The following is a 24,712-nucleotide window of genomic DNA, read 5'->3' as shown; positions in this document are numbered from 1 at the left end:
ACCACGTCGTCCAGGGTGGCGACCTGGTAGCCGTCCATCGCCGCCTGCAGCGCGCAGATCGGGTCGATCTCCGTCACGATCACCCGGGCACCCTGGCCCCGCAGCGACTCCGCACAGCCCTTGCCCACGTCCCCGTAACCGCACACCACGGCGGTCTTGCCGCCGATCAGGACGTCGGTGGCACGGTTGATGCCGTCGATCAGCGAGTGACGGCAGCCGTACTTGTTGTCGAACTTCGACTTCGTCACCGCGTCGTTCACGTTGATCGCCGGGAACAGCAGCGTGCCGTCACGGTGCATCTCGTACAGCCGGTGCACACCCGTCGTCGTCTCCTCCGTGACACCACGGATCTCCGACGCCAGCCGGGTCCACTTCTGCGGGGACTCGCCGAGGGTGCGGTTCAGCAGGGTGAGGATGTGGGCGTACTCCTCGCTGTCCGCGGTCGACGGGTCCGGGGCCGCGCCGGCCTTCTCGAACTCGACGCCCTTGTGGACGAGGAGGGTGGCGTCACCACCGTCGTCGAGGATCATGTTCGGGCCGCCGGTGGGCGTGTTCGGCCAGGTCAGGGCCTGCTCCGTGCACCACCAGTACTCCTCCAGCGTCTCGCCCTTCCAGGCGAAGACCGGGACGCCCGCGGGGGCCTCGGGGGTGCCGTTCGGGCCGACGGCGATGGCCGCTGCGGCGTGGTCCTGGGTGGAGAAGATGTTGCAGGAGGCCCAGCGGACCTCGGCGCCGAGGGCGACCAGGGTCTCGATCAGCACGGCCGTCTGCACGGTCATGTGCAGCGAACCGGTGATACGGGCACCGGCCAGCGGCTGCGCGGCGGCGTACTCCTTGCGGATCGACATCAGACCGGGCATCTCGTGCTCGGCCAGGGTGATCTCCTTGCGGCCGAACGCCGCGAGGGAGAGGTCGGCGACCTTGAAGTCCTGTCGGTTGGCGACCGTCGTCATAACGGGCTGCTCCTCGTGAATGGGTCGAGGTGGGGCACGGATGGCTCTGCGGCGACGGGCACACGAATGCCCGGTGCTCGCAGCGCAGTCCGTCGGAGGCCCTCTCTCCCTCGGCCGGTCCGCACATGGGGACCGATCGACCGCCATCAGCAGCGACGTCTGACTCTGGCGTCGAATCTACACCGATCGGCCCAGTCCCTCCCAGCCCGCTCGGAAGCCGGGAGGGCCGGGGAGGACATGGCGGAAGCCTGTGGGAGAGCGGGGCGAGGGGGTGTCCGGAGGACATATGGGCAGGTGGGCGGCGGATGCGGTGACGGCCGGCCGGGACGGACCGGCCCGTCGCGGCGGGTTCGGTCAGTGGCCGGATTCCGTCGGGGTGTCCGGGGTGCCGCCGGGGGCCTTGGCGGGGTTGATGCCGGCCGCTGCCGCTGCCTCGCTGTAGATGTCCGGCTCCAGGTAGATGACCCGGGCGATCGGGACCGCGGCGCGGATGCGGGCCTCGGCGGCGTTGATGGCGTTGGCCACCTCGACGGCCGTGTCGTCGTGCTGCACCGCGATCTTGGCCGCGACGAGCAGTTCCTCGGGGCCGAGGTGGAGCGTGCGCATGTGGATGACGCGGGTGACCGTGTCGCCGTCGACGACCGCGTTCTTGATCTTCTCGACCTCGTCGGTCCCGGCGGCCTCGCCGAGCAGGAGCGACTTCGTCTCGGCGGCGAGCACGATCGCGATGATGATCAGCAGGGCGCCGATGCAGAGGGTGCCGATGCCGTCCCAGACGCCGTCGCCGGTCGCGAGGGACAGGCCGACGCCTCCGAGGGCAAGGACCAGACCGACCAGCGCACCGAGGTCCTCCAGGAGGACGACGGGCAGCTCGGGGGCCTTGGCCCGGCGGACGAACTCCTTCCAGGAGAGCGATCCGCGGGTCTCGTTGGACTCCTTGATGGCCGTGCGGAAGGAGAAGCCCTCGGCGACGATCGCGAAGACGAGCACCCCGACCGGCCAGTACCAGGCCTCGATCTCGTGCGGGTGCTTGATCTTCTCGTAGCCCTCGTACAGCGCGAACATGCCACCGACGGAGAACAGCACGATGGAGACGAGGAAGGCGTAGATGTACCGCTCGCGGCCGTAGCCGAAGGGGTGTTGCGGGGTGGCCTCGCGCCGGGCCTTCTTGCCGCCGAGCAGCAGCAGTCCCTGGTTGCCGGAGTCGGCGACCGAGTGGACGCTCTCCGCGAGCATCGACGACGAGCCACTGAACAGGAACGCCACGAATTTGGCCACCGCGATGGCCAGGTTGGCGCCGAGTGCCGCCACGATCGCCTTGGTTCCGCCTGACGCACTCATGGGTGCCTGGTGTCCCTTCATTCGCTGCTGCGGCCTTGGCGCCGCCGCCGTACGGCCGGACATTGTTGCAGTAGCCGATGCGGGTGGTGCGTCAGACCACCACTGTGGCACGGAACAAGGTTCCCGTACCGGACACTTCGACCTCTTCCCCGGCGGGCACGAAGACGGATTCGCCGGGGGCGAGGTCCAACGCGCCCGCCTTCGTGGCGCCCTGGGTGCAGAGCAGGATCTGCGGGGCGTCCCGGGCCAGGTCGACGGGAGCGGCGCCGGGCGGGAGGACGAAGCGGGAGAGCCGGAACTCGTCCACGGGCGTCTCGTACGGTTCCTCGCCGGACGGTGCGGCCTCGGGGCGCAGGATGCCGGGGTCGGTCGCCTCGAAGCGGACGACGTGCAGGAGTTCGGGCACGTCGATGTGCTTGGGCGTGAGGCCGCAGCGCAGCACGTTGTCCGAGTTGGCCATGATCTCGACGCCGAGGCCGTCGAGGTAGGCGTGCGGGACGCCCGCGCCGAGGAACAGGGCCTCGCCGGGCTTGAGTTCCACGGGGTTCAGCAGCATCGCCGCGATGACACCGGGGTCGCCGGGGAAGTGGTGGGCGATCCGGGCGTACGGGGCGTGGGCGCCGCCGAGGCGTTCGGCCGCGGCGGCCGCGCGGTGCACCGTCTCGGCCATCTCCGCCGGCTCGGCGCCGAGGATCGCGGTGAGGACCTCGCGCAGGGCGTCCTCCTCGGGATGGGCGCCGAGGAGGTCGACGTACGGCTTGAGCTCGTCGACGTCGAGGGCCGCGATCGTCCGGGCCGCCTCGGCGGGGTCGCGGAAGCCGCACAGGCCGGTGAAGGGGGTGAGCGCGCAGATCAGCTCGGGCTTGTGGTTGGCGTCCTTGTAGGTGCGGTGGGGGGCGTCGATCGGAACGGACCGGCGCTCCTCGTCCTCGTAGCCCTTGCGGGCCTGTTCGAGGTCGGGGTGGACCTGGAGGGAGAGCGGGGCGCCCGCCGCGAGCAGTTTGAGGAGGAAGGGCAGGCGGGGGCCGAACTTCTCGACGGAGGCCCGGCCCAGTTCGCGCTCGGGGTCGGCGGCGATGACGTCGGCGAGGGACTGCTCGGGGCCGGCCTCCCCGGTGCCGGTGGTCCGGGTGAGGCGGGAGGGGGCGCCGGGGTGGGCCCCCATCCACATCTCGGCCTGGGGTTCGCCGGTGGGGGCGACGCCGAGCAGTCCGGGTATGGCGGTGGTGGAGCCCCAGGCGTAGGGGCGCACGGTGTTGGAGAGCCGGTCCATGGGATTCGTGTCCTTGTGAGGTGCGTGGATCGGGTGGATCGGGGCGCGGTGTGTGCTGCCGGGTGTTCGGGGGTCGCGGGCTCGCCGCGGTACGGGGCGCGGGCCCGGTCAGGCGCGGGCCTCCGACGCGAGGGCCAGGTACACGGCGGCGAAGTCGGTGACCGCGAGCAGTTCGGCGAGGGATTCGAGGTCGGTGCCCTCGTCCGGTTCGAGTTCGCTGATCGCGGTGTCGTGGCCGAGGGCCAGTTCACGGGCGGCGGGGGCCGCGCTCAGGCCGCCCGCGGGGCGGTCCCGGAGCAGTACGACGCGGGCGTGCAGCGGCTCCGGCTCGTCGACCCGGTCGCGGAAGAAGTCGTCGGGGTCGGCGCCCGCGGCGAACGCGCCCGCCAGCAGCCCGCCGTGCGCGGGGAGCGCCTCGGGCAGTTCCGCGGCGAGGGCGGGGCGCCCGGACAGCTCGGCCAGGACGGCGGCGAACCGGCGGCCGACCGGGCCTGCCGCGTCGCCCTCGGTCCAGATCAGGGGCAGGCTGTCGGCGAGTTCGGCGGCGAGGGTCTTGGCCGGGTTGCTGTACGTGGCGATGGCCGGGCCGCAGCGTTCCGCGGTGCGGTCCAGCCGGTCCGCGACGCCCTGCAGCGCGTCGGTGGGGGCGGTGATCAGGCCGACCCGGTCCAGCAGTGCGAGCAGCGGGGTGAACAGCGCCCAGAGCGTGCCGGGGCCGGCGGCCGAGGTCTCGGCGTCGTACTCGCCGTGCGGGGCGGAGGCCATCGGTACGAGGAGGCCGCGCACGCCGTCGACGGCCTCGCGCAGCGGCGACCGGTGGGGGGCGACCGCGACGACGCTGCAACCGCGGCGGTACGCCTGTTCGGCGAGGAGGGCGAGGCCCGGCTCGGCGCCGTCGGCCGTGACGATGAGCAGCAGGTCCACGGGGCCGGCCCAGCCGGGCAGCGTCCAGCGCAGCGCGCCCGCGGCGGGGGCCACCCCGGTGGGGCGGATGGCCGTGACGGGTGCGGACGCGCCGACCAGGGCGGTGACGAGGTCGGCGACGCCGGACGCGGCGGTGCCGAAGCCCGCGACCAGTACGGCGCGGGGGCGGCCTTCCGGGTTCAGTTCGGCGATCCCGGCCTCGGTGGCGTGCCGGGCGGCGGTGCGGACCCGGGCCCCGGCCTCGGCGGCGCCGCGGAGCAGACCGCGGCGGTCGGCTCGGGCCAGGGATTCCGGGGCGTCGAGCAGCGACTCGTCGAGCATGGGGACGGTCCTCCGATCACATGCTGATCACCGTGCGGGGCGGGGCGGCGGGCGACGGCGTCGCGGGCCCGGACGCCGGGCGCTCGGGGCTGCGGGCGGGGCCGTGGCCCGGCTCCGGTCTACGCGGGGCGGCGGGCCTCGTCGACGAGGAGGACGGGGATGCCGTCCCGTACCGGGTAGGCCAGTCCGCAGTCGTCGCCGGTGCAGACCAGCTCGGGGGTGTCGGATGCCGACCGGTCGTCGAGCGGAGAGTGGCAGGCCGGGCAGGCGAGGATCTCCAGGAGGCCGGCTTCGAGCGGCATGGGGCGGGTCCCTTCAGACAACGGATCGGGCCACGTCAGCCTACCGCCGGAGGGCGGGGAGCGCGGGGCGGGGCGGGGCGGGGCGGGCGTGGATGGAGCCGGGGTGTACGCCGGAGGGACCGGCGCTAAACGGCGGAGGTCTCCGGGGAGCGGACCAGGGCCAGCACCTCGTCCCGGACCGCTGCCATCGTCCGCTCGTCGCGGGCCTCCACGTTCAGGCGGATCAGGGGTTCGGTGTTGGAGGCGCGGAGGTTGAACCACCAGTCCGGTGCGGTGACGGTCAGGCCGTCCAGGTCGTCGGTCGTGACCCCGTCGCGGTCCGCGAAGGAGGCGCGTACCGCTGCCGTGCGGGCCCGCTGGTCGGCGACCGTGGAGTTGATCTCGCCGGAGCCGGCGTAGCGGTCGTACCGGGCGACCAGTTCCGACAGGGGGCCCGGCTGCCCGCCCAGCGCGGCCAGCACGTGGAGCGCGGCCAGCATGCCGGTGTCGGCGTTCCAGAAATCGCGGAAGTAGTAGTGGGCGGAGTGCTCGCCGCCGAAGATCGCGCCGTGCTCGGCCATCTCCGCCTTGATGAAGGAGTGGCCCACTCGGGTGCGGACCGGGGTGCCGCCGTTCTCGCGGACGACCTCGGGGACCGAGAGCGACGTGATCAGGTTGTGGATGACGGTGCCCCGGCCGCCGTTGCGGGCGAGTTCCCGGGCCGCCACCAGGGCCGTGATCGCGGACGGGGAGACGCCCTCGCCCCGCTCGTCGACGACGAAGCAGCGGTCGGCGTCGCCGTCGAAGGCGAGGCCGAGGTCGGCGCCCTCGGCCACGACCCGGGCCCGGAGGTCGACGAGGTTCTTCGGGTCGAGGGGGTTGGCCTCGTGGTTGGGGAACGTGCCGTCGAGTTCGAAGTACATCGGTACGAGGTCGACGGGCAGGTCCGCGAAGACGGTGGGGACGGTGTGGCCACCCATCCCGTTGCCCGCGTCGACGACGACCTTCAGCGGGCGGATCGACCCGAGGTCGACCAGGGACAGCAGGTGGGCGGCGTAGTCGGTGAGCGTCTCGCGCCCGGTGACGGTGCCCGGGGCCCCGGCCGGCCGGGGGGCGCCGTTTTCGGCCCACTTCTCGACGAGGGCGCGGATCTCCGAGAGGCCGGTGTCCTGGCCCACGGGTGCGGCGCCCGCCCGGCAGAGCTTGATGCCGTTGTACCGCGCCGGGTTGTGCGAGGCGGTGAACATCGCGCCGGGCAGGCCCAGGCTGCCCGAGGCGAAGTACAGCTGGTCGGTCGAGCAGAGGCCGATCAGCGTGACGTCGGCGCCGCGCGCCGCGGCCCCGCGGGCGAAGGCTCCCGAGAGACCGGGCGAGGAGGGCCGCATGTCGTGTCCGACCACGATCGCGTCCGCGTCCGTCACCTCGACGAAGGCCGCCCCGAACAGTTCGGCGAGCGACTCGTCCCACTGGTCGGGCACCACTCCGCGCACGTCGTACGCCTTCACGATCTGCGACAGATCAGCAGCCACGGGCCGGTCCTCCTGAGATTCCTGCGGACCGCCCAAACTACCCGGCAGCGGCTCGGGCGGACCGTCGGGCCTTCCGGCCGCGTGCGCGGAGCCGGAGGACGGCGGGGTCCGGGGGCCGGCGGAGGAGCGGGAGACCGGCAGGGGTCAGGGCTTCGGCGGACCACGGAAGTCCGGCAGCGGCCGGGGTCCGGCGGACGGCCGGGGCCGGTGGAGGGTCAGGAGTCCGGGGAGCGCAGCACGCGGAGGTGGCCGCGGCGCGCGACCTCCATCGGGTCGGCCGTCTGCGGACCGCCCCGGCCGTCGTCGGCCCCGCGGTCGTGCGGCCGGGCCGCTTCCCGTACGGCGTTGGCGAGCGCTTCGAGGTCGTCGCCGCTGGGGCGGGAGGGCGCGGAGGGGTCGGAGAGCCGGACGACTTCCCAGCCGCGCGGTGCCGTCAGCCGTTCGCTGTGCTCGGCACAGAGGTCGTAGCAGTGGGGCTCGGCGTAGGTGGCGAGCGGGCCGAGGACCGCAGTCGAGTCGGCATAGACGTACGTCAGTGTCGCGACGGCAGGGCGGCCGCACGCGGTGCGCGAACAGCGACGTACAGGGCTCACGATGTTGGACGGTACCGCACTCTTGAGCGGGCTGCGACGACTCTCCCCCGGGTCACCCCTCCGTGTCGCGCTGTGACGTCCGGCACAACCGCCTTCCGGGCGACCTTTCTGACCTGCGCGGGAGGGGTCGGGAACGGCCCGTACCGGCAATGGTTCCGGTCACCATTCGGCATAAAAGTTGTCATTCGACAGGAGTCCGGCGATCAGCAGCAGGGCCTGAAACAAGCCCCCGGTTGGCCGGATTGTTCAGGATTGGACATGCCGATGGCCCGTCAGGGAGCGGCGGCCGACCCGCCCTCCGGGGCGTTACCCTGCGTCCGTGATGGACAGTCCTGTACCGCCCCAGCCGTCCCCGCCGTCTTCCCCGTCCGAGCCGCGTCCGCGCCGCCGGGACCGGCACGGCCGCGGCATGCGCGGGCCCGTCGCCCCGCCCCAGGTGCCGCTCTCGGTCAGCAGGGCGGAGAACTTCCGCGATCTCGTGCAGGACTCGGTGGAGCGGCTGGAGCGGCGCTGGCCGCAGCTGGCGGACGTCGACTTCATGGTGCTCGACGTGCCGGGGGCCCAGGAGGAGACCGTTCCGCTGGGGCACGCGGTGTCCGCCGAGAAGGGCCGGCCCGCGCAGATCGTCATCTACCGGCGGCCGGTGGAGATCCGCACCAAGAACCGCGACGAGCGCGCCCTGCTGGTGCACGAGGTCGTGGTGGAGCAGGTCGCGGACCTGCTCGGGCTCTCGCCGGAGTCCGTGGATCCGCGCTACGGGCAGGAGTAGGCGGGAACGGGAACGGTGGTGTGCGGGTGGCCGTTCCCGGCCGCCCGCACACCACCGTTCCCACCCGGCCGTTCCGGCCCCTCCAGGACGGTTTCGAAAGTCCTGTCCGGCCGGGAACTCGCTAGTCCCGCAGGACCGAGAGGTCCTGGACGGCCTCGGGCACCTCGACCGTTCCGCCGTCGTCCGGCAGGGTCTGCACGGTGAACATCTTGATGCCGCCCTGCGTGACGGTGAGGGTGCGCGCGGCGTGGACCGGGCCGCCCGACTCCGTCTCCACCGTCAGGGCGTAGCCGCCCTTGAGGCCGGACGGTGCGGTCGGGACGACCGCGAGCGTCGTGCTGCCCTTGACCGTGTACTTCTTGACGACCTTTTCGCCGCCCCCGCTGCCCGCCGATGCGGTGACCTTCACCGTGGCGGCGGCCCCCGGGGCGGTCAGTGAGAGCACCGAGCCCTCGGAGCGGTTGTCGGCCGCGGTGGCCCGCGCGCCCACCGGGCTCGTCGCCGGGATGTAGGCGACCTCCTGCTTGTCGCCGGAGCCGCGGACCACGCGCAGCGCGGCGACGACCGGGGTGGTCTTCCCGTCCTTCTCCGGGGTGAGCAGCAGGGATCCGGGCTCGCCCTTGGTGAGGTCCTTCAGGTCGATGCTCGCGGTCATCTGCGACTTGACGTGCAGTCCGTCGTTCCCGGCCGGGGTGATCGCGCCGGTCTTGCCGAGCAGTTTCACCTTCAGGTCGGCGTCGTCGTCGCCGGGCGCGAAGGCCACGAGGCGCACCGAGGTGGCGTCGTCGGGGATGCCGGGCATGACCAGGGTGCCCGTGGGGGCGGTGGAGGCGGCCAGCCAGTCGCTGCCGGTCTTGTCGTCCGCGGCCCTGACGACGGCCCCGACGCGTCCGGTGCGGGTGGTGACGTGGACGGTCACGTCGTCGACGGCCTCGCTGGTGAGCGTGGAGATGAGCACCGGGACGCTGGACCGGGCGGGCACCGTGATGCCCTCGCCGACCTCGGACTTGAGGGAGCCCTCGGGTCCGTAGAGCTCGATGTCGGCCACGGCCGCGGTGTCGTCCGGGTTGGTCAGGTGGACGTAGTCCTGGCGGGACTTCGCGGTGCTCGCGGCCGGGAACCAGAAGTCCGTGTCGGGGACGGTGCAGCTGACGCCGAGCAGGCCGCGTCCCTCGCCCGCCTCGACCATGGTGGTCTGCTGGGCGCTCCAGCCGGGGGCCAGGCGGCCGGTGGCGATGCCGACCAGGGCCGGGGTGTCGGCGCCGGACTCCTCGGCGACGGCCGGTTTGCCGGGCTCCTTGAGGGCGACGACCGGCTTCCCGGCGTCCGCCTTCTTGTCGCCCTTCTTCTCGCCCTTCTCCTTGTCCTTCTTGTCGCTCTTGTCCTCGCCCTCGCCGTCCGTGATCTCGGACGGCGCGGCCGGTGTCAGTTCGGCCGTGCCGGCCGCGCCCGCGCCGTCGGACGCCGGGGTGAAGGAGGTGTAGGTGGTCTCCGAGAGCTCCGAGAGGCCGGGGGCCGGGCAGAGCAGGGTGGACCGTTCCACCGGCAGTCGCGCGGCGGTCGCCGTCCGCTCGGTGTCCCCGTCCCCGGGCGCGGTGAGCACGGCGAATCCGGTGACGGCGGCGAGGGCGACGGTGCCCGCGATGAGGGACAGGCTGCTGGTGGACTTCACTCGGACTCGCCTCGCGATGCGTTGCCGGTCGGCCACGGGTTCTGGCCCGGGGCGGGGTTCTCGTCGGGGTTCTGCGGGGCGTACGGGGCCGGGTGGCCGCCGCCGCCCTGGTCGTAGTGCGCCGGGGACGCGTACGTGCCGGTCTGCGGGTCGTACTGCTGCTGTTGCTGCTGGGCGTAGCCGTACGGATCGTAGGAGTTCTGCCCGTACGGGTCGGCGGGGGCGGGCTCCTGGTGCGTGCCCTGCGTGCCGTATCCGCCGTCCTGGTACTGGCCCTCCTGGTACTGACCGGTCTGGTACTGGCCGCTCGGGTACTGGCCCTCGTCGTACCCGTTGCCCGGGTACTGCTGGTAGCCGGTGTCCTGGTACTGCTGCCCGTCCCATTCGCCGTACTGCTGCTGCGGCACCGCCGCGTACTGCCCGTCGTCGTCCTGCTCCGGCTGCGGCTGCTGTGCGGGAACGGGGGCGGGGGCCTGGTCGGGGGCGGGGGCCTGGTCGGGGGCGGGGGCCTGGTCGGGGGCGGGGGCCTGGTCGTACTCCGCCGCCCGCGGGGACGGGACGTAATCGCCCGGCGCGGGCGGCGCCTGGCCGGGGGCGGCGTCCGGCTCGGCCTCGGCCTGGGCGGCCGCGCGCAGCCTGCGGGCCCGGCGCCCCTCGCCCGTGACCGGTTCCGCGGGGGCCGCCACGGCCTCCTCGGGCAGGTCGTCGTCGATCTCGCGGCGACGGCCCGGCAGGGCGAGGACCAGCAGGACGAGCGCCAGCGTGCACTGGGCCCAGATCCAGGCGGTGTGGGTGAACGGGGTGTCGTACGTGAGGTCCAGCGTGCCGCCCTCGGCGGGCAGCTCGAAGCCCTGGGCCCAGCCGTCGACGGTCTTGCGGGTCAGCGGCCGGCCGTCGAGCGTGGCCTGCCAGCCGGAGTCGGCGGCGTCCGCGATCCGCAGCACCCGGCCGGACTCGCCCGCCGGGATCCTGGTGTGCGCCTCGACGGGCAGGGAGCCCACGGGCAGCTGCTCGCCGCCCGCGCCGGGCGGGACGATCATGATCCGGGCGACCTGGCGCTCCACCCGCCACAGCGCACTGCCGTCCAGCTGGCTCAGCCGGCTGAGCCCCGGGGTCGCGTCGAGGACCCGGCTCATCTCCTTCGGGGCGCCGTCGCGGACCAGTACGTACCGGATCGCGAAGCCGCCGAGCTGGCTGCCCTGGTCGGCGCCGGAGCCCGCGACCAGGTTGGCGACGACCTTGTCGAGGTGGCTGTTGCTGCCCCCCGCGGCGGTCAGTTCGGCGTCCCCGAGGCGCGCCCCGGAGCCGCGTACCAGGGTGTACGAGACGGTGGAGGGCGAGGAGCCGCCGAGCACCAGGGTGCGCGGCTGGTCGCGGGTGGTGCTCTCCTCCGCGACGAACGCGGGCACCTGCACCGGGTCGCGGCGCTCCAGCGGGCCCCCGGCGCCGCCGATCATCCAGCTCACGGCGGCCACGGCCGGGGCGAGGCCCGCGGCGAGGGCGATCAGCGCGGCGACGGGCTGCCGCCAGCCGAAGCTGAGCTCGGCGACGCGCACCCGGGCGCCGTCCGCGCCGACCAGCGCGGCGGCGATCAGTGCGATGCCGTACACGAGGGTGGCGGGGCCGGCCCAGCCCGAGCCGTTGGCCAGTGCGGCGAAGACCATCGCGACGAGCGCGACCGTCCAGGCGGCGCGCACCGCGAACTGCCGCTCCCCGCGCAGCAGCGCGGCCAGGGCGGCGAGCACGATGCCGAACAGCAGCACGCTGCCCGCGGCCTTGGGGCCGCCGGGGCTGATGGCGAGCAGGTCGAGCGCGGAGGCGGTGCCCGCACCGATGTCCAGGCCCGCCTCGTCGAAGAAGCGGGACGGGCTGGTGAGCAGCGAGAGCGACCAGGGCGCGAGCACGAGCAGCGGGGTGCCGACCGCGGCGAGGAAGCGCAGGCCGTACGCGGTGATGTCGTCGCGGCGCAGCACGAGCACACCGATGCCGAGGACGACGGCGAGCGGCCAGACGATGGGCGTGAACGCCATCACGAAGGTGATGAGCAGGGTGTACGCCCAGGTCGCGCGCCAGCTGCCCCGGGCGCCGCCGGAGGCGCGCATGCCGTGCGCGGAGACGGCGGCGCGGGCGATCGGCGGGAGGAACACGGCCAGTACGGCGGTACCGAGGCGGCCGGTCGCCAGGGCGCCGGTCGCGGCGGGCAGGAAGGCGTACGCGACGCTCGCCCAGGCCCTCAGCAGCCTGGATTCGAGCAGCGGCCGGGAGGCGAAGTACGCGGTGAGTCCGGCGAGCGGGACGGAACAGACCAGCAGGAGCGTGAGCGCGAGGCCGGTCGAGCCGAGGAACAGCGCGGACAGCGCCGAGAGCACGGCGAGGTAGGGCGGTGCGGTCTGGGTGCCGCCGGTGCCGACCGTGTGCCAGCCCTCCGCGTACTTGCTCCACAGGTCGGAGACGTCGCCGGGGGCGGGCAGCAGGGCGCCGCCGGTCAGCGAGCCGCCGCCGAGGAGGCCGCGGCAGGCGACGAGCGAGACGAGCAGCAGGACGGCGAAGAGCACCGGGCCCGGCTTGCGGCCGATCCGCTTCAGCCGCGCGAACTGCTCGATCTCCAGGAAGTCGGCGTCGTCGCCGCCGGGGCCGGACTCCACGGCGCCGTGCCGGGAGCCGCCGGAGTCGGTGTCGGAGCCGCTGCCGAAGTTGCCGGCGACCTGCTCGACGGTGGCGCGGACGGTGGCGCCGGGCGGCGGGAAGAGGCCGCGCAGTTCGGCCTGGTCGACGGCGCCCTTGCCGCGGGCGCGCCGGGCCGCGAGGATCCTGCCCGGCCGCAGCAGGGTGCCGAAGAGTCCGGCGACCTCGTCGAGGGCCTGGCCGGGCACCTTGCCGACGAGGTAGGCGAGGGTGCGCAGCAGGGTGCCGACGACGAGCCGGAGCAGCACCCAGGGCAGGACCTTGGCGCGTGCGTTGGCCAGCATCGTGTAGACGGCACCGGCCTTGTCGACGTGGTGCGGGGAGGCGACGGAGCGTCCCGCGCAGTCGATGGGGCGGCGTTCGCGGGCGGACGCCTCGGCGTGCCGGAGGACGGCGTCGGGGGCGACGAGCACCCGGTGGCCCGCGACGTGCGCGCGCCAGCACAGGTCGACGTCGTCACGCATCAGGGGGAGCCTGCGGTCGAACCCGCCGAGCTCCTCCCAGACGTCACGGCGGATCAGCATGCCCGCGGTGGATACGGAGAGCACGGTACGGACCTGGTCGTGCTGGCCCTGGTCCTGTTCGCGCCGGTCGAGCCCGGTCCAGCGGCGCCCGCTGTTGGCGATGGAGACGCCGACCTCCAGCAGCTGCCTGCGGTCGTACCAGCCGCGGAGCTTGGGGCCGACGATCGCGGCGTGCGGGTCGGTGTCCACGACGCGCAGCATCTCGGCGAGGGCGTCGGGGGCGGGGGCGCAGTCGTCGTGGAGCAGCCAGAGCCACTGCACCGGTTCGCCGTGCGGCAGCTCCGGCATCTCGTACGCGTCGTCGCGCCAGGTCCTGCTGACGGGGTCCCAGCCGCTGGGGCGCTTCAGGTACGGCAGCTCGTCGGGGGAGAGGACGCCGGCCGTGCGGACCGCCTCGTCGACGGCGGTGCCGAAGCTCGTACGGCGCGCGAGGTGCAGGACGCGTTCGGCGCCGAGTGCCTCGGTGACCAGTTGCGCGGAGTCGTCGGCGCTGCCGGTGTCGGCGGCGACGACGTTCTGCACGGGACGTTCCTGCCCGAGCAGTCCGGCGAGTGCGTCGGGCAGCCAGCGCGCTCCGTCGTGGGAGACGAGCACGGCGGTGACGACATGCCGGGGGAACTCGGGGGCGGCGGCGGCCGCGTACGGCGCCGCCGATTGGCTGTGCACGGACATCGAGGTACGGGCCCTCCGGCCGGATCCGGGGGAAATCCCCCGGGGGCTGCATCGGTGTACACGCGCGCTCCGTCAGGGCGTTGGCGCGTCTCGGACGGGGCCCCACACTAACGGTACGGATAACGACGGTGGCGCCGAGCGCTCGAACGGGGGCCGACGCGAGGGCTGCGGACCCTGGTGCCCGCCTCGGCCCCGAGGCGCTCCCGGCCCGCACCGACGGCGGTACGCCGGCCGGGCGATGACGGACCAGAAGCGGCGGGGGCCGGGCGGGCACGGACGGGCACGGACCAGGAGCGGTGGAGGCCGGGCGGGCACGGCGATGGCCCGTCGCCTGCGGGCAAGGTGCAGACGACGGGCCATGACCGGTCGCGGTTCGCGGTTCGGGGCCCGGAGCCGGGCGAAGTCACGGAGCCCGGGCCTCAGGGCGTCCGGTGGTCCGCAGGGTTCGTTGTCGCGGACGGTGCGTCCGCGGGGTGGTCCGCCCGCTGTGGCGGGCCGTGTGCGGTGGACGGCGGGCCACCCGCCCCGTCGTTCCGCTCGTCCCGCCGTTCCGCTTCGTCGCGGCGCGGGCTCCGTCTCGTCTCGTCGCGGGGTTCCGCGATCAGACGGCGGCCTTCTTCAGGCGGCGTCGCTCACGTTCCGAGAGACCGCCCCAGATTCCGAAGCGTTCGTCGTTGGAAAGGGCGTATTCAAGGCATTCGGACCGGACTTCGCAGGCGAGGCAGACCTTCTTGGCCTCGCGGGTGGATCCGCCCTTCTCGGGGAAGAAGGACTCGGGATCGGTCTGGGCGCACAGTGCGCGCTCCTGCCAGCCGAGTTCCTCGTCCGCGTCCTCGACCAGCAGTTGCTGGAACAGCTCGGTCATGTGCGCCCCTCGTCTGTCTCTTGCGTCCCCGTGATGCAGCCGTTACTGATCGCGGCCGAACGACACGAGTGAAATTACAAGTGTGTATCTCCAGGCCAGTCAAGCGAGGATCTGCTATTGGCCTCGGTATTCACTCTGCGGAACCAAACGTATGCAGAAAGTGTGCAAATCAGCAAAAAACTGACATATGCCGTGGGTCTCATCACGCCCCGCCTCTCACTGGGTGAGACGAGTGGAGCCATCTCCATGTTTCGGATTCGATCACCGAAGCGACCAAGATCACAGCCGGGTCACGGACCTTCAACGACGTTTACGGCCACGGTTGGTGCGGCACATCTCCGCCACCATGGCTGAATAAACCTTTCTGCTGACCGCCCGACCGGATGGGGTGAAACATTGCCGCCAAACCGGGCACCGGGTTGACAGCGGCGTCATCGAGCCGGTCTCCTTGACCGCATGCCAGCGACCGCAGCGATGTACGCCACCCACGTCCGTGGGTTCCGCACCGCTGTCCAGGCCCGCTGTTGCTGTTCCAGCTGTCACAGCTGTTGATGCCCCCGGGGCGCCGGCTCTGATCCGGCTTCTTCGATCCAGTTCTTCCGCGCGGAACCCCTCCGCAGATCCGCAGAGCATTCCGCGGGACGCCGTCCGTCCCGTACGACCGCGGCTCTCCGGTCTCCGCGACCCCTGCACCCGCACCCCCATGCCGAGGAATCACCTCATCCATGAACAGCGACAGCGACCTCCAGATCGCCGGCGACATCCTCGAAGTCCAGCACCTCCTCCAGCCGCCCCGCGAGCACCCCGCCACCGTGGCCGAGTTCGTCGGGCTCGCCCGCCGCATCGCCGCCGACCGCGCGCGGTGGGAGTCCCTCGTCCGGTACGACGCCACCACCCGCTGGTACCACCGGCTGCACACGGGACCCGGCTACGAGGTCTGGCTGCTCAGCTGGGTGCCCGGCCAGGGCAGCGGCCGCCACGACCACGGCCCGTCCTCCGGCGTGCTGACCGTCCTGGAGGGCCGGCTGACCGAGCGCACCGAACGCGGCGACCGGACCCTGGACCCCGGCGCACAGCGGGTCTTCGCCCCCGGCTACGTGCACGAAGTGGTCAACGACTCGCTCGAACCGGCCGTCAGCCTGCACGTCTACCACCCCGGACTGACCGAGATGCCGATGCACGCGGCGCAGTGCTCCCCGGCGACCACGGACGTCGTACCCGCCTGACACCCCGCACGGGGGGTCTCGCCACCACCCCGAGAAGGATCAGGCTTCGCCCGACAGTCCCACCCGTCGCCCGCCACCACCCCGAGAAGGATCAGGCTTCGCCTGACAGACTGTCTCGCATGCGCATTGTGGTTCTGGCCGGCGGTATCGGCGGTGCTCGTTTCCTGCGTGGCCTCAAGCAGGCCGCGCCCGGGGCGGACATCACGGTGATCGGCAACACCGGTGACGACATCCATCTGTTCGGGCTGAAGGTCTGCCCCGACCTCGACACCGTGATGTACACCCTCGGCGGTGGCATCAACGAGGAACAGGGCTGGGGGCGTACGGACGAGAGCTTCCACGTCAAGGAGGAGCTCGCGGCGTACGGCGTGGGGCCCGAGTGGTTCGGGCTCGGCGACCGCGACTTCGCGACCCACATCGTCCGCACGCAGATGCTGGGCGCGGGCTACCCGCTGAGCGCCGTCACCGAGGCGCTCTGCGCACGCTGGAAGCCCGGGGTCCGGCTGCTGCCGATGTCCGACGACCGGGTCGAGACGCACGTCGCGGTCGACCTCGACGGCGAACGCCGGGCGATCCACTTCCAGGAGTACTGGGTGAAGCTGCGCGCCTCGGTCGAGGCGCAGGCGATCGTGCCGGTCGGTGCCGAGCAGGCCAAGCCCGCGCCGGGCGTGCTGGAGGCCATCGCCGAGGCCGACGTGATCCTCTTCCCGCCGTCCAACCCCGTCGTGTCGGTGGGGACGATCCTCGCCGTGCCCGGCATCCGGGAGGCCGTCGCGGAGGCCGGGGTGCCGGTTGTCGGCCTCTCCCCCATCGTCGGGGACGCGCCCGTGCGCGGCATGGCGGACAAGGTGCTCGCCGCGGTGGGCGTGGAGTCGACGGCGTCGGCCGTGGCCCGGCACTACGGTTCCGGGCTGCTCGACGGGTGGCTCGTCGACACCGTGGACGCCGGGGCGGTCGACGAGGTGGAGGCCGCGGGCATCCGCTGCCGCGCCGTGCCGCTGATGATGACCGACGTCGACGCGACGGCGGAGATGGCACGGCAGGCGCTGACGCTGGCCGAGGAGGTACGGGCGTGAGCGCCGATTCCCCCGGAAGCGCCGAATCCCCCGGACCCGACTCCCCTTCTTCCCCTTCCTCTCCGCCTGCCTATCGGGTCTGGGCGCTGCCCGGGATCCCCGAGGTGCGGGCCGGGGACGACCTGGCGAAGCTGATCGCCGCGGCCGAACCGGGGCTGGCCGACGGCGACGTGCTGCTGGTCACCTCGAAGATCGTCTCCAAGGCGGAGGGCCGGATCGTCGAGGCCACCGACCGGGAGGCGGCGATCGACGCCGAGACGGTGCGGGTGGTGGCGCGGCGCGGCACGCTGCGCATCGTGGAGAACCGGCAGGGCCTGGTCATGGCCGCGGCCGGGGTCGACGCCTCGAACACCCCCGCCGGGACGGTGCTGTTGCTGCCCGAGGACCCCGACGCCTCGGCGCGGGCGATCCGGGACGGGCTGCGGGACAGCCTGGGCGTCGAGGTCGGCGTCGTCGTCACGGACACCTTCGGGCGCCCCTGGCGCAGCGGGTTGACCGATGTGGCGATCGGGGCGGCCGGGGTCCTGGTCCTGGACGATCTGCGCGGCGGCACGGACGCGTACGGCAATCCGCTGAGCGCGACCGTGGTGGCCACCGCCGACGAGCTGGCCTCGGCCGGTGACCTGGTCAAGGGCAAGGCCACGGGGCTGCCGGTCGCGGTGGTCCGGGGGCTCGGCCACGTGGTGGACCCGAGCGACGCGGCGGGCGGCGCCCGGGCGCTGGTGCGGGGCGCGGCCGACGACATGTTCCGGCTCGGTACGTCGGAGGCGGTGCGGGAGGCGGTGACCCTGCGGCGCACGGTGCGCGAGTTCACCGACGACCCGGTGGACCCGGGGGCGGTGCGGCGGGCCGTGGCCGCCGCCGTGACGGCGCCCGCGCCGCACCACACGACGCCGTGGCGGTTCGTCCTGCTGGAGTCCGAGGAGGCCCGGACCCGGCTGCTCGACGCGATGCGGGACGCGTGGATCGCGGATCTGCGGCGCGACGGGAAGAGCGAGGAGTCGATCGCGAAGCGGGTGCGGCGCGGCAACGTGCTGCGCCGGGCGCCGTACCTGGTGGTGCCGTGCCTGGTGATGGACGGCTCCCACACGTACGGGGACGAGCGGCGGGACGGCGCGGAGCGCGAGATGTTCGTGGTCGCCGCGGGGGCCGGCATCCAGAACTTCCTGGTGGCGCTGGCCGGTGAGCGGCTGGGGTCGGCGTGGGTGTCCTCGACGATGTTCTGCCGGGACGTGGTGCGCGAGGTGCTGGACCTGCCGGAGTCGTGGGACCCGCTGGGAGCGGTCGCGGTGGGGCGCCCGCTGGTCGCGCCGGCGGCCCGGGCGGCCCGGGACGCGGAGGACTTCGTCACGGTGCGGTGAGGCGGGGGGCTCCCGGCCGGTACGGCGGACCTCGCGTCGGTACGACGGACGGTGTCGGGCCCGTACGGCGGGTGCCCGCGCCGCAGCCGTGCGGGACGGGCACTACAGGCGGGCGATGTCGCCGCGGGTCCTGCGCGGGGCGCGGCGGGGCGGGGTGCGGCCCGACAGCAGGACGAGCCGGGTGGCGCGGTGGCGCTGCCCCTCGTACGGGGCCAGGAGCCTCAGCATCTCCTCGTCGTCGGCGTCCCGGTTGCCCGCCAGGGCGTGGCCGACGATGCCGGGGAGGTGGAGGTCGCCGACCGTGACCGCGTCCGCCGCGCCGTTCGAGCGCTGGAGGGTCTCGGCCGAGGTCCAGGGGCCGATGCCGGGGATCAGTTCCAGGCGGGCCGTGGCCTCGGGGAGTTCCATGGCCGACGCCTCCTCCAGACGGCGGGCCACGCGTACCGCGCGCAGGATCGTGGCCGAGCGTTTGGCGTCGACGCCCGCCCGGTGCCATTCCCAGGACGGGATCAGGGACCAGGTGCGGGCGTCCGGCATGACGTGCAGCCCGAGCCCGGCGAAGGTGGCGTGGTCCGCGGGGCCGGGCGCCGGGGTGCCGTGTCCCCGGACCAGCAGGCGCCAGGCGCGGTACGCCTCGTCCGTGGTGACCTTCTGTTCCAGGATCGACGGGATCAGCGACTCCATGACCAGGCCGGTGCGCACCAGGCGCAGGCCGGGCCGGCTGTGCCGGGTCAGGGCGAGCAGGCGGTGGCGGGGGCGGAAGGCGTCCGGGTCGTCCGTCGCGCCCAGCAGCGTCGGGAGCCGGTCCAGCAGCCAGGGCGCGCCGGGGCCCCAGGCCGACGCCTCGATCCGGCCGCCCCGGGCGGCGAGGCGGAGGGTGCCGGGCCCCGCGGGCGTACGGCTCGCCCGCCAGACCGTGCCGTCCCGGGTCATCCGGAACGTGGGATCGGCGGGCCCCCTGCGCAACGGGCCGACGACGAGCCGCAGGTCGAACGGGCCGGGCGGGGTCCACTCCCGGGTCAGCGCACCGGTGTCCGAAGCCGGCACGGAAACCGAGGGCGACGCCGACGCCGGAGCCGGCACGGAAGCCGGTCCCGATGCCGGTACCGGTACCGATGCCGGAGCCGGGTGCGGGAGGGCCGTGCGGGGAGCGTTGCGGGGGGCGAATCGTCCTGCCACGGTGGGGTCCTCGGTCGTCGGGGCTGCCTGTCGAGGGTAAGCGCCGCACCGGTCCCGCCGCCCGCGCGCCTGCGGAGCCCCTGCCCGTAGAACCCCGCGCCCGTCTACTCGTCGGACGAGAAGCGCACCGACGCGTCCGGGAGGACCGCCCCGCACCAGACGCGTACGCCGTCGCGCAGTTCGTTGTCGGCGCCGACCCGGGCGCCGTCCCCGACGACCGCGCCCGCGAGCACCGTACGGCTGCCGATCCGGGCACCGGCCCCGACCAGCGAGTCGGTGATCACCGCCCCCGGTTCGACGACCGCGTCGGCCAGGATCGCGGAGCCGTCGATGCGGGCCCCTTCGCCGATCCGGGCGCGTTCGCCGACCACCGTGCCGCCGCCGAGCTTGGCGTCTTCGGCGACGGAGGCCGTCGGCAGCACGAGCCGGTCGCCGCACCGGCCGGGGACCGCGGGCGACGGGGCGCGGCCCAGGACCAGATCGGCGGAGCCGCGCACGAATGCCTGCGGGGTGCCGAGGTCCAGCCAGTACGTGGAGTCGACCATGCCCTGGAGGTGGGCGCCGGCGGCGAGCAGTCCGGGAAAGGTCTCGCGCTCGACGGAGACGGGGCGGCCGGCCGGGATGGTGTCGATGACCGACCGGCGGAAGATGTACGCCCCCGCGTTGATCTGGTCGGTGACGATCTCCTCGGGGGTCTGCGGCTTCTCCAGGAACGCGGTGACCCTGCCGTTCCCGTCCGTCGGCACGAGGCCGAAGGCGCGCGGGTCCTCGACCCGGGTGAGGTGCAGGGAGACGTCCGCGCCGGAGTCCGTGTGCGTGGCGACCAGGGTCCGGATGTCGAGGCCGGTGAGGATGTCGCCGTTGAAGACGAGCACCGGTTCGTCCGGCCCCGCCGCGAGCCGGGACGCGACGTTGCGTATCGCGCCGCCGGTGCCGAGCGGTTCGCGTTCGGTGACGTACTCGATGTGCAGGCCGAGCGACGAGCCGTCGCCGAAGTACGGCTCGAAGACCTCCGCCAGGTACGACGTCGCGAGCACGATGTGCTCGACACCGGCGGCCCGGGCCCGGGCCAGTTGGTGCGTGAGGAACGGGACGCCCGCCGCCGGAACCATCGGTTTGGGCGTGTGCACCGTGAGCGGGCGCAGCCGGGTCCCCTTGCCACCGACCAGGAGGATCGCTTCTTTTGCCTCTGTCACGGCACTGACTCTGCTTCCTGCTGGGACCTGGCCTGTTTCGGCTGGCCAGTGTATGCAGACCGGTCCGGCCGGCCCGATCGGCAGTCGCAGCGGTCCGCGCCGGTCCCGCGGGCTTTTGGTCAGCGGCCCTGCAGGCGGGCGGAGCTGGTCCTGGCCGAGCCGAGCTTCTTGTAGAGACGCGCTCCGGGGCATTCGGTTGCGAAGCCGTCCCGGTGGCCGGAGATGACGTTGAGCCGGGCCTTCGTGCCCTTCTTGTACTTGTTGCCGCCGCCCGATACCAGGGTCACCTTGCCCTTCGGGTTGGCGCCGAACAGGCCGAGCTTCCAGGCGGTGAGCTTCGAGACTGCGGTGACGGCCGCGGCGGGCGGGTTCGACTTGGTGAAGGTGCCGAGCACCGCGATGCCCATGCTGTTGGAGTTGAAGCCGAGCGTGTGCGCTCCCAGGACCGGCTTCGTCACGCCGCCCGCGCGTCCTTCGTAGATGTTTCCGCACTTGTCGACGGCGAAGTTGTAGCCGAAGTCGCGCCAGCCACTGCTCTTCACGTGGTAGCGGTAGATGCCGCGCAGGACCGAGGGCGCCTGGGAGCACGTGTAGTTGTTGCCCGTGGCGCTGTGGTGGACGAAGGCCGCCTTGACGGTCTTGGTGTACGCGAAGGCGCGTTCCCTGAGCTTCTCGTCGGCGCCCCAGCCCTTGCGGGTGATGATGCGCGGCCGGGGTCCGATGTACGGGCGGGCGCCCGCCGCCGTCTTGCTCTCCGTCCCGGCCTGGGCCTCGGTCTCCGCCCGGCTCAGGGCGGGAAGGACGTTCGGTTCGAGGGCCGCCGCGCTCGTCTTGGCTCCGGTCTCCGCCGTGGCCCCGGTCTCTGCCCCTCCTCCGGCCTCCGTCCCGGTGTCCGTCGCGGGCAGGGTGGCGGTCGCGGCGGTCGCGGCCTGCATGCCCGCCAGGACCTGGGCGTCCGCCTCGGCCCGGATGTCCGCCAGGAGCTGGGCCCCCGTCATGGCCTGGCCGTCCGTCACGGGCTCGGCCCCGGCCGCGTCGCCGGTGCCCTCCGCCTCCCCGGCGTCCGGCTCCGCGGCGTCCCCCGCCCCGGCCGCCTCGTCCCCCACGGGGAGCGGTCGCGGGTCCTCGCCCGGGTCAACGAGTTCGAGCCGCAGCCCGCCGGGCAGCGACACCACGTGCCCGGTCCGGTCCTGCGGGTCCGGGGGGTCCGGGACCACGCGGACCGCGACGCCGTCGGAGTCGCCGACCCAGAGCGGGGCGGTGGCGCCCCGGGCCCTGCCCGAGTCGCGCTCGGCGGAACCGGGGTCGGCGGCGTGCTCCGCGTTGTGCGTCTCCAGGTCCTGCCAGTCCGACCAGCGGTCGGTGCCGGCGGCGCGGGTGCGGACCTGGACGGTGCCGTGGAGTTCGGTGTCGACGTCGTCCCAGACGACGCCGACCAGGGAGAAGGGCCGGACCTCACGTTCGGTCAGCCCCTGGCCGGAGGTCTCGGCGGCCCGGCCGGACTCGGCCGGCAGCGGCCGCATCGGCAGGGACTGCGTCGAGCCCGGCAGGTCGGTGGAGGCCGCGGACCCGGCGGGAGCGGCGGGGACGGTGCGGGTGTCGGGGGCGGCGCCCGCCGGCGCGGCCGACGGCAGGGCGAGAACGGCCGCGCAGGTGACACCGATCGAAGATGCTAGGAAGGCACGCATACAAATGATATTGGACATAATTCTTCAACTCCGGCTACCCGGACATACCTCCACAATTGACGGACCGTCTGCCGAACCGGTGTCCCCGGCGCCCTTCCACCCCGTCCGGTCCGCCGTCGCCGCGTACTCTTGCGCGGATGAACGCCACCGACCGCACCCCTGCCGACCTGCTGCGTTCCGCGCTCGCCGCGGACCCGGCCCGCCCCTTGGTCACTTTCTACGACGACGCCACCGGAGAACGCGTCGAACTGTCGGTGGCCACCTTCGCCAATTGGGTGGCCAAGACCGCCAACCTCCTCCAGGGCGACCTCGCCGCCGAGCCGGGCGACCGGCTCGCGCTCCTGCTGCCCGCGCACTGGCAGTCCGCGGTCTGGCTGCTCGCCTGCTCCTCGGTCGGGGTGGTCGCCGACGTGCAGGGCGACCCGGCCGCCGCCGACCTCGTCGTCAGCGGCCCGGACACGCTGGAGGCCGCGCGCGCCTGCTCCGGCGAGCGGATCGCCCTGGCGCTGCGCCCGCTGGGCGGCAGGTTCCCGCAGCCGCCGGAGGGTTTCGCGGACTACGCGGTCGAGGTGCCGGGGCAGGGCGACCGGTTCGCCCCGTTCGCCCCCGTGGACCCGGACGCCCCCGCGCTGGCGGTGGACGGCGTCGAGCTGACGTCGGCGCAACTGGTGGCCCGGGCCCGCGAGGACGCCGCCGGACTCGGCCTGACCGCCGGATCGCGGCTGCTCACCGGGGGTGCGTACGACAGCTGGGAGGGGCTGAGCGCGGGGCTGTTCGCCCCGTTGGCCGTCGGGGGCTCCGTGGTCCTGTGCCGGAACCTGGACCAACTGGACGCCGACGCCCTGGCGAAGCGCGTCGAGAGCGAGCGGGTCACCAACAGAACGGCATGACGGGCGCCCCGAGGACCGCCCCCTGGGCCACCCATCCGGCCCACACCGGGCCGAGTCCCCGGGGCTGCGCCCCAACTCCGGTACATGATCGGCGTTACAGCCCACCCGGGACACAACCAAGCGTGAGGTTCAGCCGTCTACTCCTGCGACCGGCGGCCCAGCGCGCCGCCGAACGTGAAGGATGGACGCAGACGTGAGCGAAAGTGCCGGACCGCCGGACGACTCCGACGACTCGGCCGCGGACGGGAGCGGGTCGGGGGCCGAGGCCGGCACCGCTCCGGCCCCCGCCGACGGGCATCGACGCCGCTGGCTGCGCTGGACCGCGCTCGGCGCCTCGTTCTTCGTCCTGGTCGCGGCGGGCGTCGGCTGGTGGCTGTACCGGAAGCTGGACGGCAACATCAGGACGGACGTCTCCGCGGCGGCCGAGCTGAAGGCGTACGAGCGGGAGCGGCCCGTCTCCGTGGTGCACGACGCGGAGAACATCCTGCTCATCGGCTCCGACAGCCGGGCCGGCGAGAACCGCGCGTACGGCCGTGACGACGGCGGCAGCCAGCGCTCGGACACCACGATCCTGTTGCACCTGGCCGCGGACCGGAAGAGCGCCACCGCGATGTCCCTGCCGCGCGATCTGATGGTGGATGTCCCGGTCTGTCACACTGCGGACGGCAAAGCGACGAAGAAGCAATTCGCCCAGTTCAACTGGGCCTTCGAGCTCGGCGGCACCGCCTGCACGGTCCGCACCGTCGAGAAGCTGACCGGCATCAGGATCGACCACCACATGGTCGTCGACTTCAACGGCTTCAAGGACATGGTCGACGCCGTGGACGGGGTGGAGGTCTGCCTCAAGAAGCCGGTGGACGACGCCGACGCCCATCTGAAGCTCCCCGCCGGGCGCCAGACGCTCGACGGCGAGCAGGCGCTGGGCTACGTACGGGCCCGCAAGTCGATCGGCAACGGCAGCGACACCGAACGGATGGACCGCCAGCAGCAGTTCCTGGGCGCGCTGGTGAACAAGGTGCAGAGCAACGGCGTCCTGCTCAACCCGACTCGGCTCTACCCGGTCCTGGATGCGGCCACCAAGGCGCTGACCACGGACCCGGGCCTGGACAGCCTCAAGGACCTGTACGAGCTGGTGCGCGGCATGCGCGACGTACCGACCGACAAGGTGCAGTTCCTGACCGTGCCCCGGCAGCCGTACGCCGCCAACCGGAACCGGGACGAACTCGTACAACCCGATGCGGACCGGCTCTTCAAGCGACTGCGCGGGGACGATCCGGTCGTCGTCGTCCCGGCGGACCAGCTCCGGGGCGGCGCGGACCGGGACCAGGACGGCGCGGACCGCTCCCGGGATGAAAACGAGAAGAACAGCCGGAAAAAGAATGCTCCGACCGGTTCTCCGGAGGCTTCCGGACCGAGCCCCACACCGACCTATTCGGGCAACAACGCGGCGGCGGACCTGTGCGAGCAGTAAAGCAATTCCCAAGCAGAGGCCGGTGATCGGCGTGTAATGGGCAGTATGACCAGTTGTAAGGACCGTGGAATTTGTCACGCTCGTCGCTCGATACCGAACGGGGCCGATAGTGTGACGCGATCCGGTGCTTCCGGCCGCCAGGCCGCGCACTTCTGGAGCGAAAGAACGAGCGCCTGATCGGGGGAGGCGCCTGGCGTGGCACCGACGGAGGACTCAAGCGACC

Annotated in this window: 19 protein-coding genes; 6 read left to right on the top strand and 13 right to left on the bottom strand. The window is 73.2% G+C overall.

From position 1 onward, the window contains the following. From ACFYW1_RS17020 to ACFYW1_RS16990, 7 genes are all read right to left on the bottom strand, one after another. A partial coding sequence (locus ACFYW1_RS17020) for an adenosylhomocysteinase (protein WP_388992739.1) occupies positions 1 to 953 on the bottom strand: 953 nt, incomplete at its 3' end. 354 nt (positions 954 to 1,307) lie between these two features. Next, the gene (locus ACFYW1_RS17015; RefSeq protein WP_388992735.1) at positions 1,308 to 2,294 is read right to left on the bottom strand and encodes a cation diffusion facilitator family transporter; all 987 of its coding nucleotides are present in this window, start codon (positions 2,292 to 2,294) and stop codon (positions 1,308 to 1,310) included. Positions 2,295 to 2,385: 91 nt separating this feature from the next. Further along, complete coding sequence (manA, locus tag ACFYW1_RS17010; protein ID WP_388992732.1) at positions 2,386 to 3,567, bottom strand: mannose-6-phosphate isomerase, class I; 1,182 nt, start codon at positions 3,565 to 3,567, stop codon at positions 2,386 to 2,388. Positions 3,568 to 3,675: 108 nt separating this feature from the next. Next, entirely contained in the window at positions 3,676 to 4,812 is a 1,137-nt protein-coding gene (locus ACFYW1_RS17005) for an SIS domain-containing protein (RefSeq protein ID WP_388992729.1), read from the bottom strand. Positions 4,813 to 4,931: 119 nt separating this feature from the next. Further along, positions 4,932 to 5,114 (bottom strand): Trm112 family protein, encoded by a 183-nt coding sequence (locus tag ACFYW1_RS17000; protein ID WP_189528917.1) that lies wholly within the window; start codon positions 5,112 to 5,114, stop codon positions 4,932 to 4,934. 125 nt (positions 5,115 to 5,239) lie between these two features. Then, positions 5,240 to 6,622 (bottom strand): phosphomannomutase/phosphoglucomutase, encoded by a 1,383-nt coding sequence (locus ACFYW1_RS16995; protein WP_388992726.1) that lies wholly within the window; start codon positions 6,620 to 6,622, stop codon positions 5,240 to 5,242. Between the two features lie 215 nt (positions 6,623 to 6,837). Then, positions 6,838 to 7,215, bottom strand: coding sequence for a DUF3499 domain-containing protein (locus ACFYW1_RS16990; protein ID WP_388992723.1), 378 nt, complete (start codon positions 7,213 to 7,215; stop codon positions 6,838 to 6,840). 322 nt (positions 7,216 to 7,537) lie between these two features. On the opposite strand from ACFYW1_RS16990, the gene ACFYW1_RS16985 reads away from it, so the two are divergent. Then, positions 7,538 to 7,984 (top strand): metallopeptidase family protein, encoded by a 447-nt coding sequence (locus ACFYW1_RS16985; protein WP_388992784.1) that lies wholly within the window; start codon positions 7,538 to 7,540, stop codon positions 7,982 to 7,984. 121 nt (positions 7,985 to 8,105) lie between these two features. Here ACFYW1_RS16985 and ACFYW1_RS16980 read toward each other — a convergent pair whose 3' ends face one another. The 3 genes from ACFYW1_RS16980 to ACFYW1_RS16970 all read right to left on the bottom strand — a co-directional run bounded on the left by ACFYW1_RS16980 (position 8,106) and on the right by ACFYW1_RS16970 (position 14,402). Further along, on the bottom strand, positions 8,106 to 9,656 hold the full coding sequence (locus ACFYW1_RS16980) for a DUF5719 family protein (RefSeq protein WP_388992720.1): 1,551 nt from the start codon (positions 9,654 to 9,656) through the stop codon (positions 8,106 to 8,108). Continuing rightward, positions 9,653 to 13,537, bottom strand: a complete 3,885-nt coding sequence (locus ACFYW1_RS16975; RefSeq protein ID WP_388992717.1) for a glycosyltransferase — start codon at positions 13,535 to 13,537, stop codon at positions 9,653 to 9,655. Before ACFYW1_RS16975 ends, ACFYW1_RS16980 begins: the two co-directional genes overlap by 4 nt. 601 nt (positions 13,538 to 14,138) lie before the next feature. After that, positions 14,139 to 14,402 carry a WhiB family transcriptional regulator gene (locus ACFYW1_RS16970; RefSeq protein ID WP_030927001.1) on the bottom strand — a complete coding sequence of 88 codons (264 nt, stop codon included), beginning with the start codon at positions 14,400 to 14,402 and terminating at the stop codon, positions 14,139 to 14,141. Between the two features lie 725 nt (positions 14,403 to 15,127). On the opposite strand from ACFYW1_RS16970, the gene ACFYW1_RS16965 reads away from it, so the two are divergent. The 3 genes from ACFYW1_RS16965 to ACFYW1_RS16955 all read left to right on the top strand — a co-directional run bounded on the left by ACFYW1_RS16965 (position 15,128) and on the right by ACFYW1_RS16955 (position 18,065). After that, positions 15,128 to 15,628, top strand: a complete 501-nt coding sequence (locus ACFYW1_RS16965; RefSeq protein ID WP_388992714.1) for a cysteine dioxygenase — start codon at positions 15,128 to 15,130, stop codon at positions 15,626 to 15,628. 119 nt (positions 15,629 to 15,747) lie between these two features. Then, positions 15,748 to 16,704 (top strand): 2-phospho-L-lactate transferase, encoded by a 957-nt coding sequence (cofD, locus tag ACFYW1_RS16960; RefSeq protein WP_388992711.1) that lies wholly within the window; start codon positions 15,748 to 15,750, stop codon positions 16,702 to 16,704. Further along, positions 16,701 to 18,065, top strand: coding sequence for a coenzyme F420-0:L-glutamate ligase (locus tag ACFYW1_RS16955; protein WP_388992708.1), 1,365 nt, complete (start codon positions 16,701 to 16,703; stop codon positions 18,063 to 18,065). Before cofD ends, ACFYW1_RS16955 begins: the two co-directional genes overlap by 4 nt. A 102-nt stretch (positions 18,066 to 18,167) precedes the next feature. Here ACFYW1_RS16955 and ACFYW1_RS16950 read toward each other — a convergent pair whose 3' ends face one another. The 3 genes from ACFYW1_RS16950 to ACFYW1_RS16940 form a co-directional block, all read right to left on the bottom strand. After that, on the bottom strand, positions 18,168 to 19,244 hold the full coding sequence (locus ACFYW1_RS16950; RefSeq protein WP_388992705.1) for a DNA-3-methyladenine glycosylase 2 family protein: 1,077 nt from the start codon (positions 19,242 to 19,244) through the stop codon (positions 18,168 to 18,170). Positions 19,245 to 19,348: 104 nt separating this feature from the next. Next, positions 19,349 to 20,440, bottom strand: a complete 1,092-nt coding sequence (locus ACFYW1_RS16945) for a sugar phosphate nucleotidyltransferase (protein ID WP_388992703.1) — start codon at positions 20,438 to 20,440, stop codon at positions 19,349 to 19,351. 119 nt (positions 20,441 to 20,559) lie between these two features. Continuing rightward, a complete protein-coding gene (locus tag ACFYW1_RS16940) occupies positions 20,560 to 22,128 on the bottom strand; it encodes a peptidoglycan recognition protein (RefSeq protein ID WP_388992700.1) in 1,569 nt (522 codons plus the stop codon). 137 nt (positions 22,129 to 22,265) lie between these two features. On the opposite strand from ACFYW1_RS16940, the gene ACFYW1_RS16935 reads away from it, so the two are divergent. Then, positions 22,266 to 23,018, top strand: a complete 753-nt coding sequence (locus ACFYW1_RS16935; RefSeq protein WP_388992697.1) for a TIGR03089 family protein — start codon at positions 22,266 to 22,268, stop codon at positions 23,016 to 23,018. 181 nt (positions 23,019 to 23,199) lie between these two features. Continuing rightward, positions 23,200 to 24,489, top strand: a complete 1,290-nt coding sequence (locus tag ACFYW1_RS16930) for an LCP family protein (RefSeq protein WP_388992694.1) — start codon at positions 23,200 to 23,202, stop codon at positions 24,487 to 24,489. Positions 24,490 to 24,712 lie beyond the last annotated feature (223 nt).

This window comes from Streptomyces sp. NPDC002669, from assembly GCF_042889165.1.
Taxonomy (GTDB): Bacteria; Actinomycetota; Actinomycetes; order Streptomycetales; family Streptomycetaceae; genus Streptomyces.
This window is presented reverse-complemented; position numbering and strand designations above follow the sequence as displayed.

Bases quoted from the DNA above. Each gene is read 5' to 3' on its own strand.
- ACFYW1_RS17015 (WP_388992735.1), bottom strand. From the start codon at position 2,294: ATGAGTGCGTCAGGCGGAACCAAGGCGATCGTGGCGGCACTCGGCGCC.
- manA (WP_388992732.1), bottom strand. From the start codon at position 3,567: ATGGACCGGCTCTCCAACACCGTGCGCCCCTACGCCTGGGGCTCCACC.
- ACFYW1_RS17005 (WP_388992729.1), bottom strand. From the start codon at position 4,812: ATGCTCGACGAGTCGCTGCTCGACGCCCCGGAATCCCTGGCCCGAGCC.
- ACFYW1_RS17000 (WP_189528917.1), bottom strand. From the start codon at position 5,114: ATGCCGCTCGAAGCCGGCCTCCTGGAGATCCTCGCCTGCCCGGCCTGC.
- ACFYW1_RS16985 (WP_388992784.1), top strand. From the start codon at position 7,538: ATGGACAGTCCTGTACCGCCCCAGCCGTCCCCGCCGTCTTCCCCGTCC.
- ACFYW1_RS16975 (WP_388992717.1), bottom strand. From the start codon at position 13,537: ATGTCCGTGCACAGCCAATCGGCGGCGCCGTACGCGGCCGCCGCCGCC.
- ACFYW1_RS16970 (WP_030927001.1), bottom strand. From the start codon at position 14,402: ATGACCGAGCTGTTCCAGCAACTGCTGGTCGAGGACGCGGACGAGGAA.
- ACFYW1_RS16965 (WP_388992714.1), top strand. From the start codon at position 15,128: ATGAACAGCGACAGCGACCTCCAGATCGCCGGCGACATCCTCGAAGTC.
- cofD (WP_388992711.1), top strand. From the start codon at position 15,748: ATGCGCATTGTGGTTCTGGCCGGCGGTATCGGCGGTGCTCGTTTCCTG.
- ACFYW1_RS16940 (WP_388992700.1), bottom strand. From the start codon at position 22,128: ATGCGTGCCTTCCTAGCATCTTCGATCGGTGTCACCTGCGCGGCCGTT.
- ACFYW1_RS16935 (WP_388992697.1), top strand. From the start codon at position 22,266: ATGAACGCCACCGACCGCACCCCTGCCGACCTGCTGCGTTCCGCGCTC.
- ACFYW1_RS16930 (WP_388992694.1), top strand. From the start codon at position 23,200: ATGGACGCAGACGTGAGCGAAAGTGCCGGACCGCCGGACGACTCCGAC.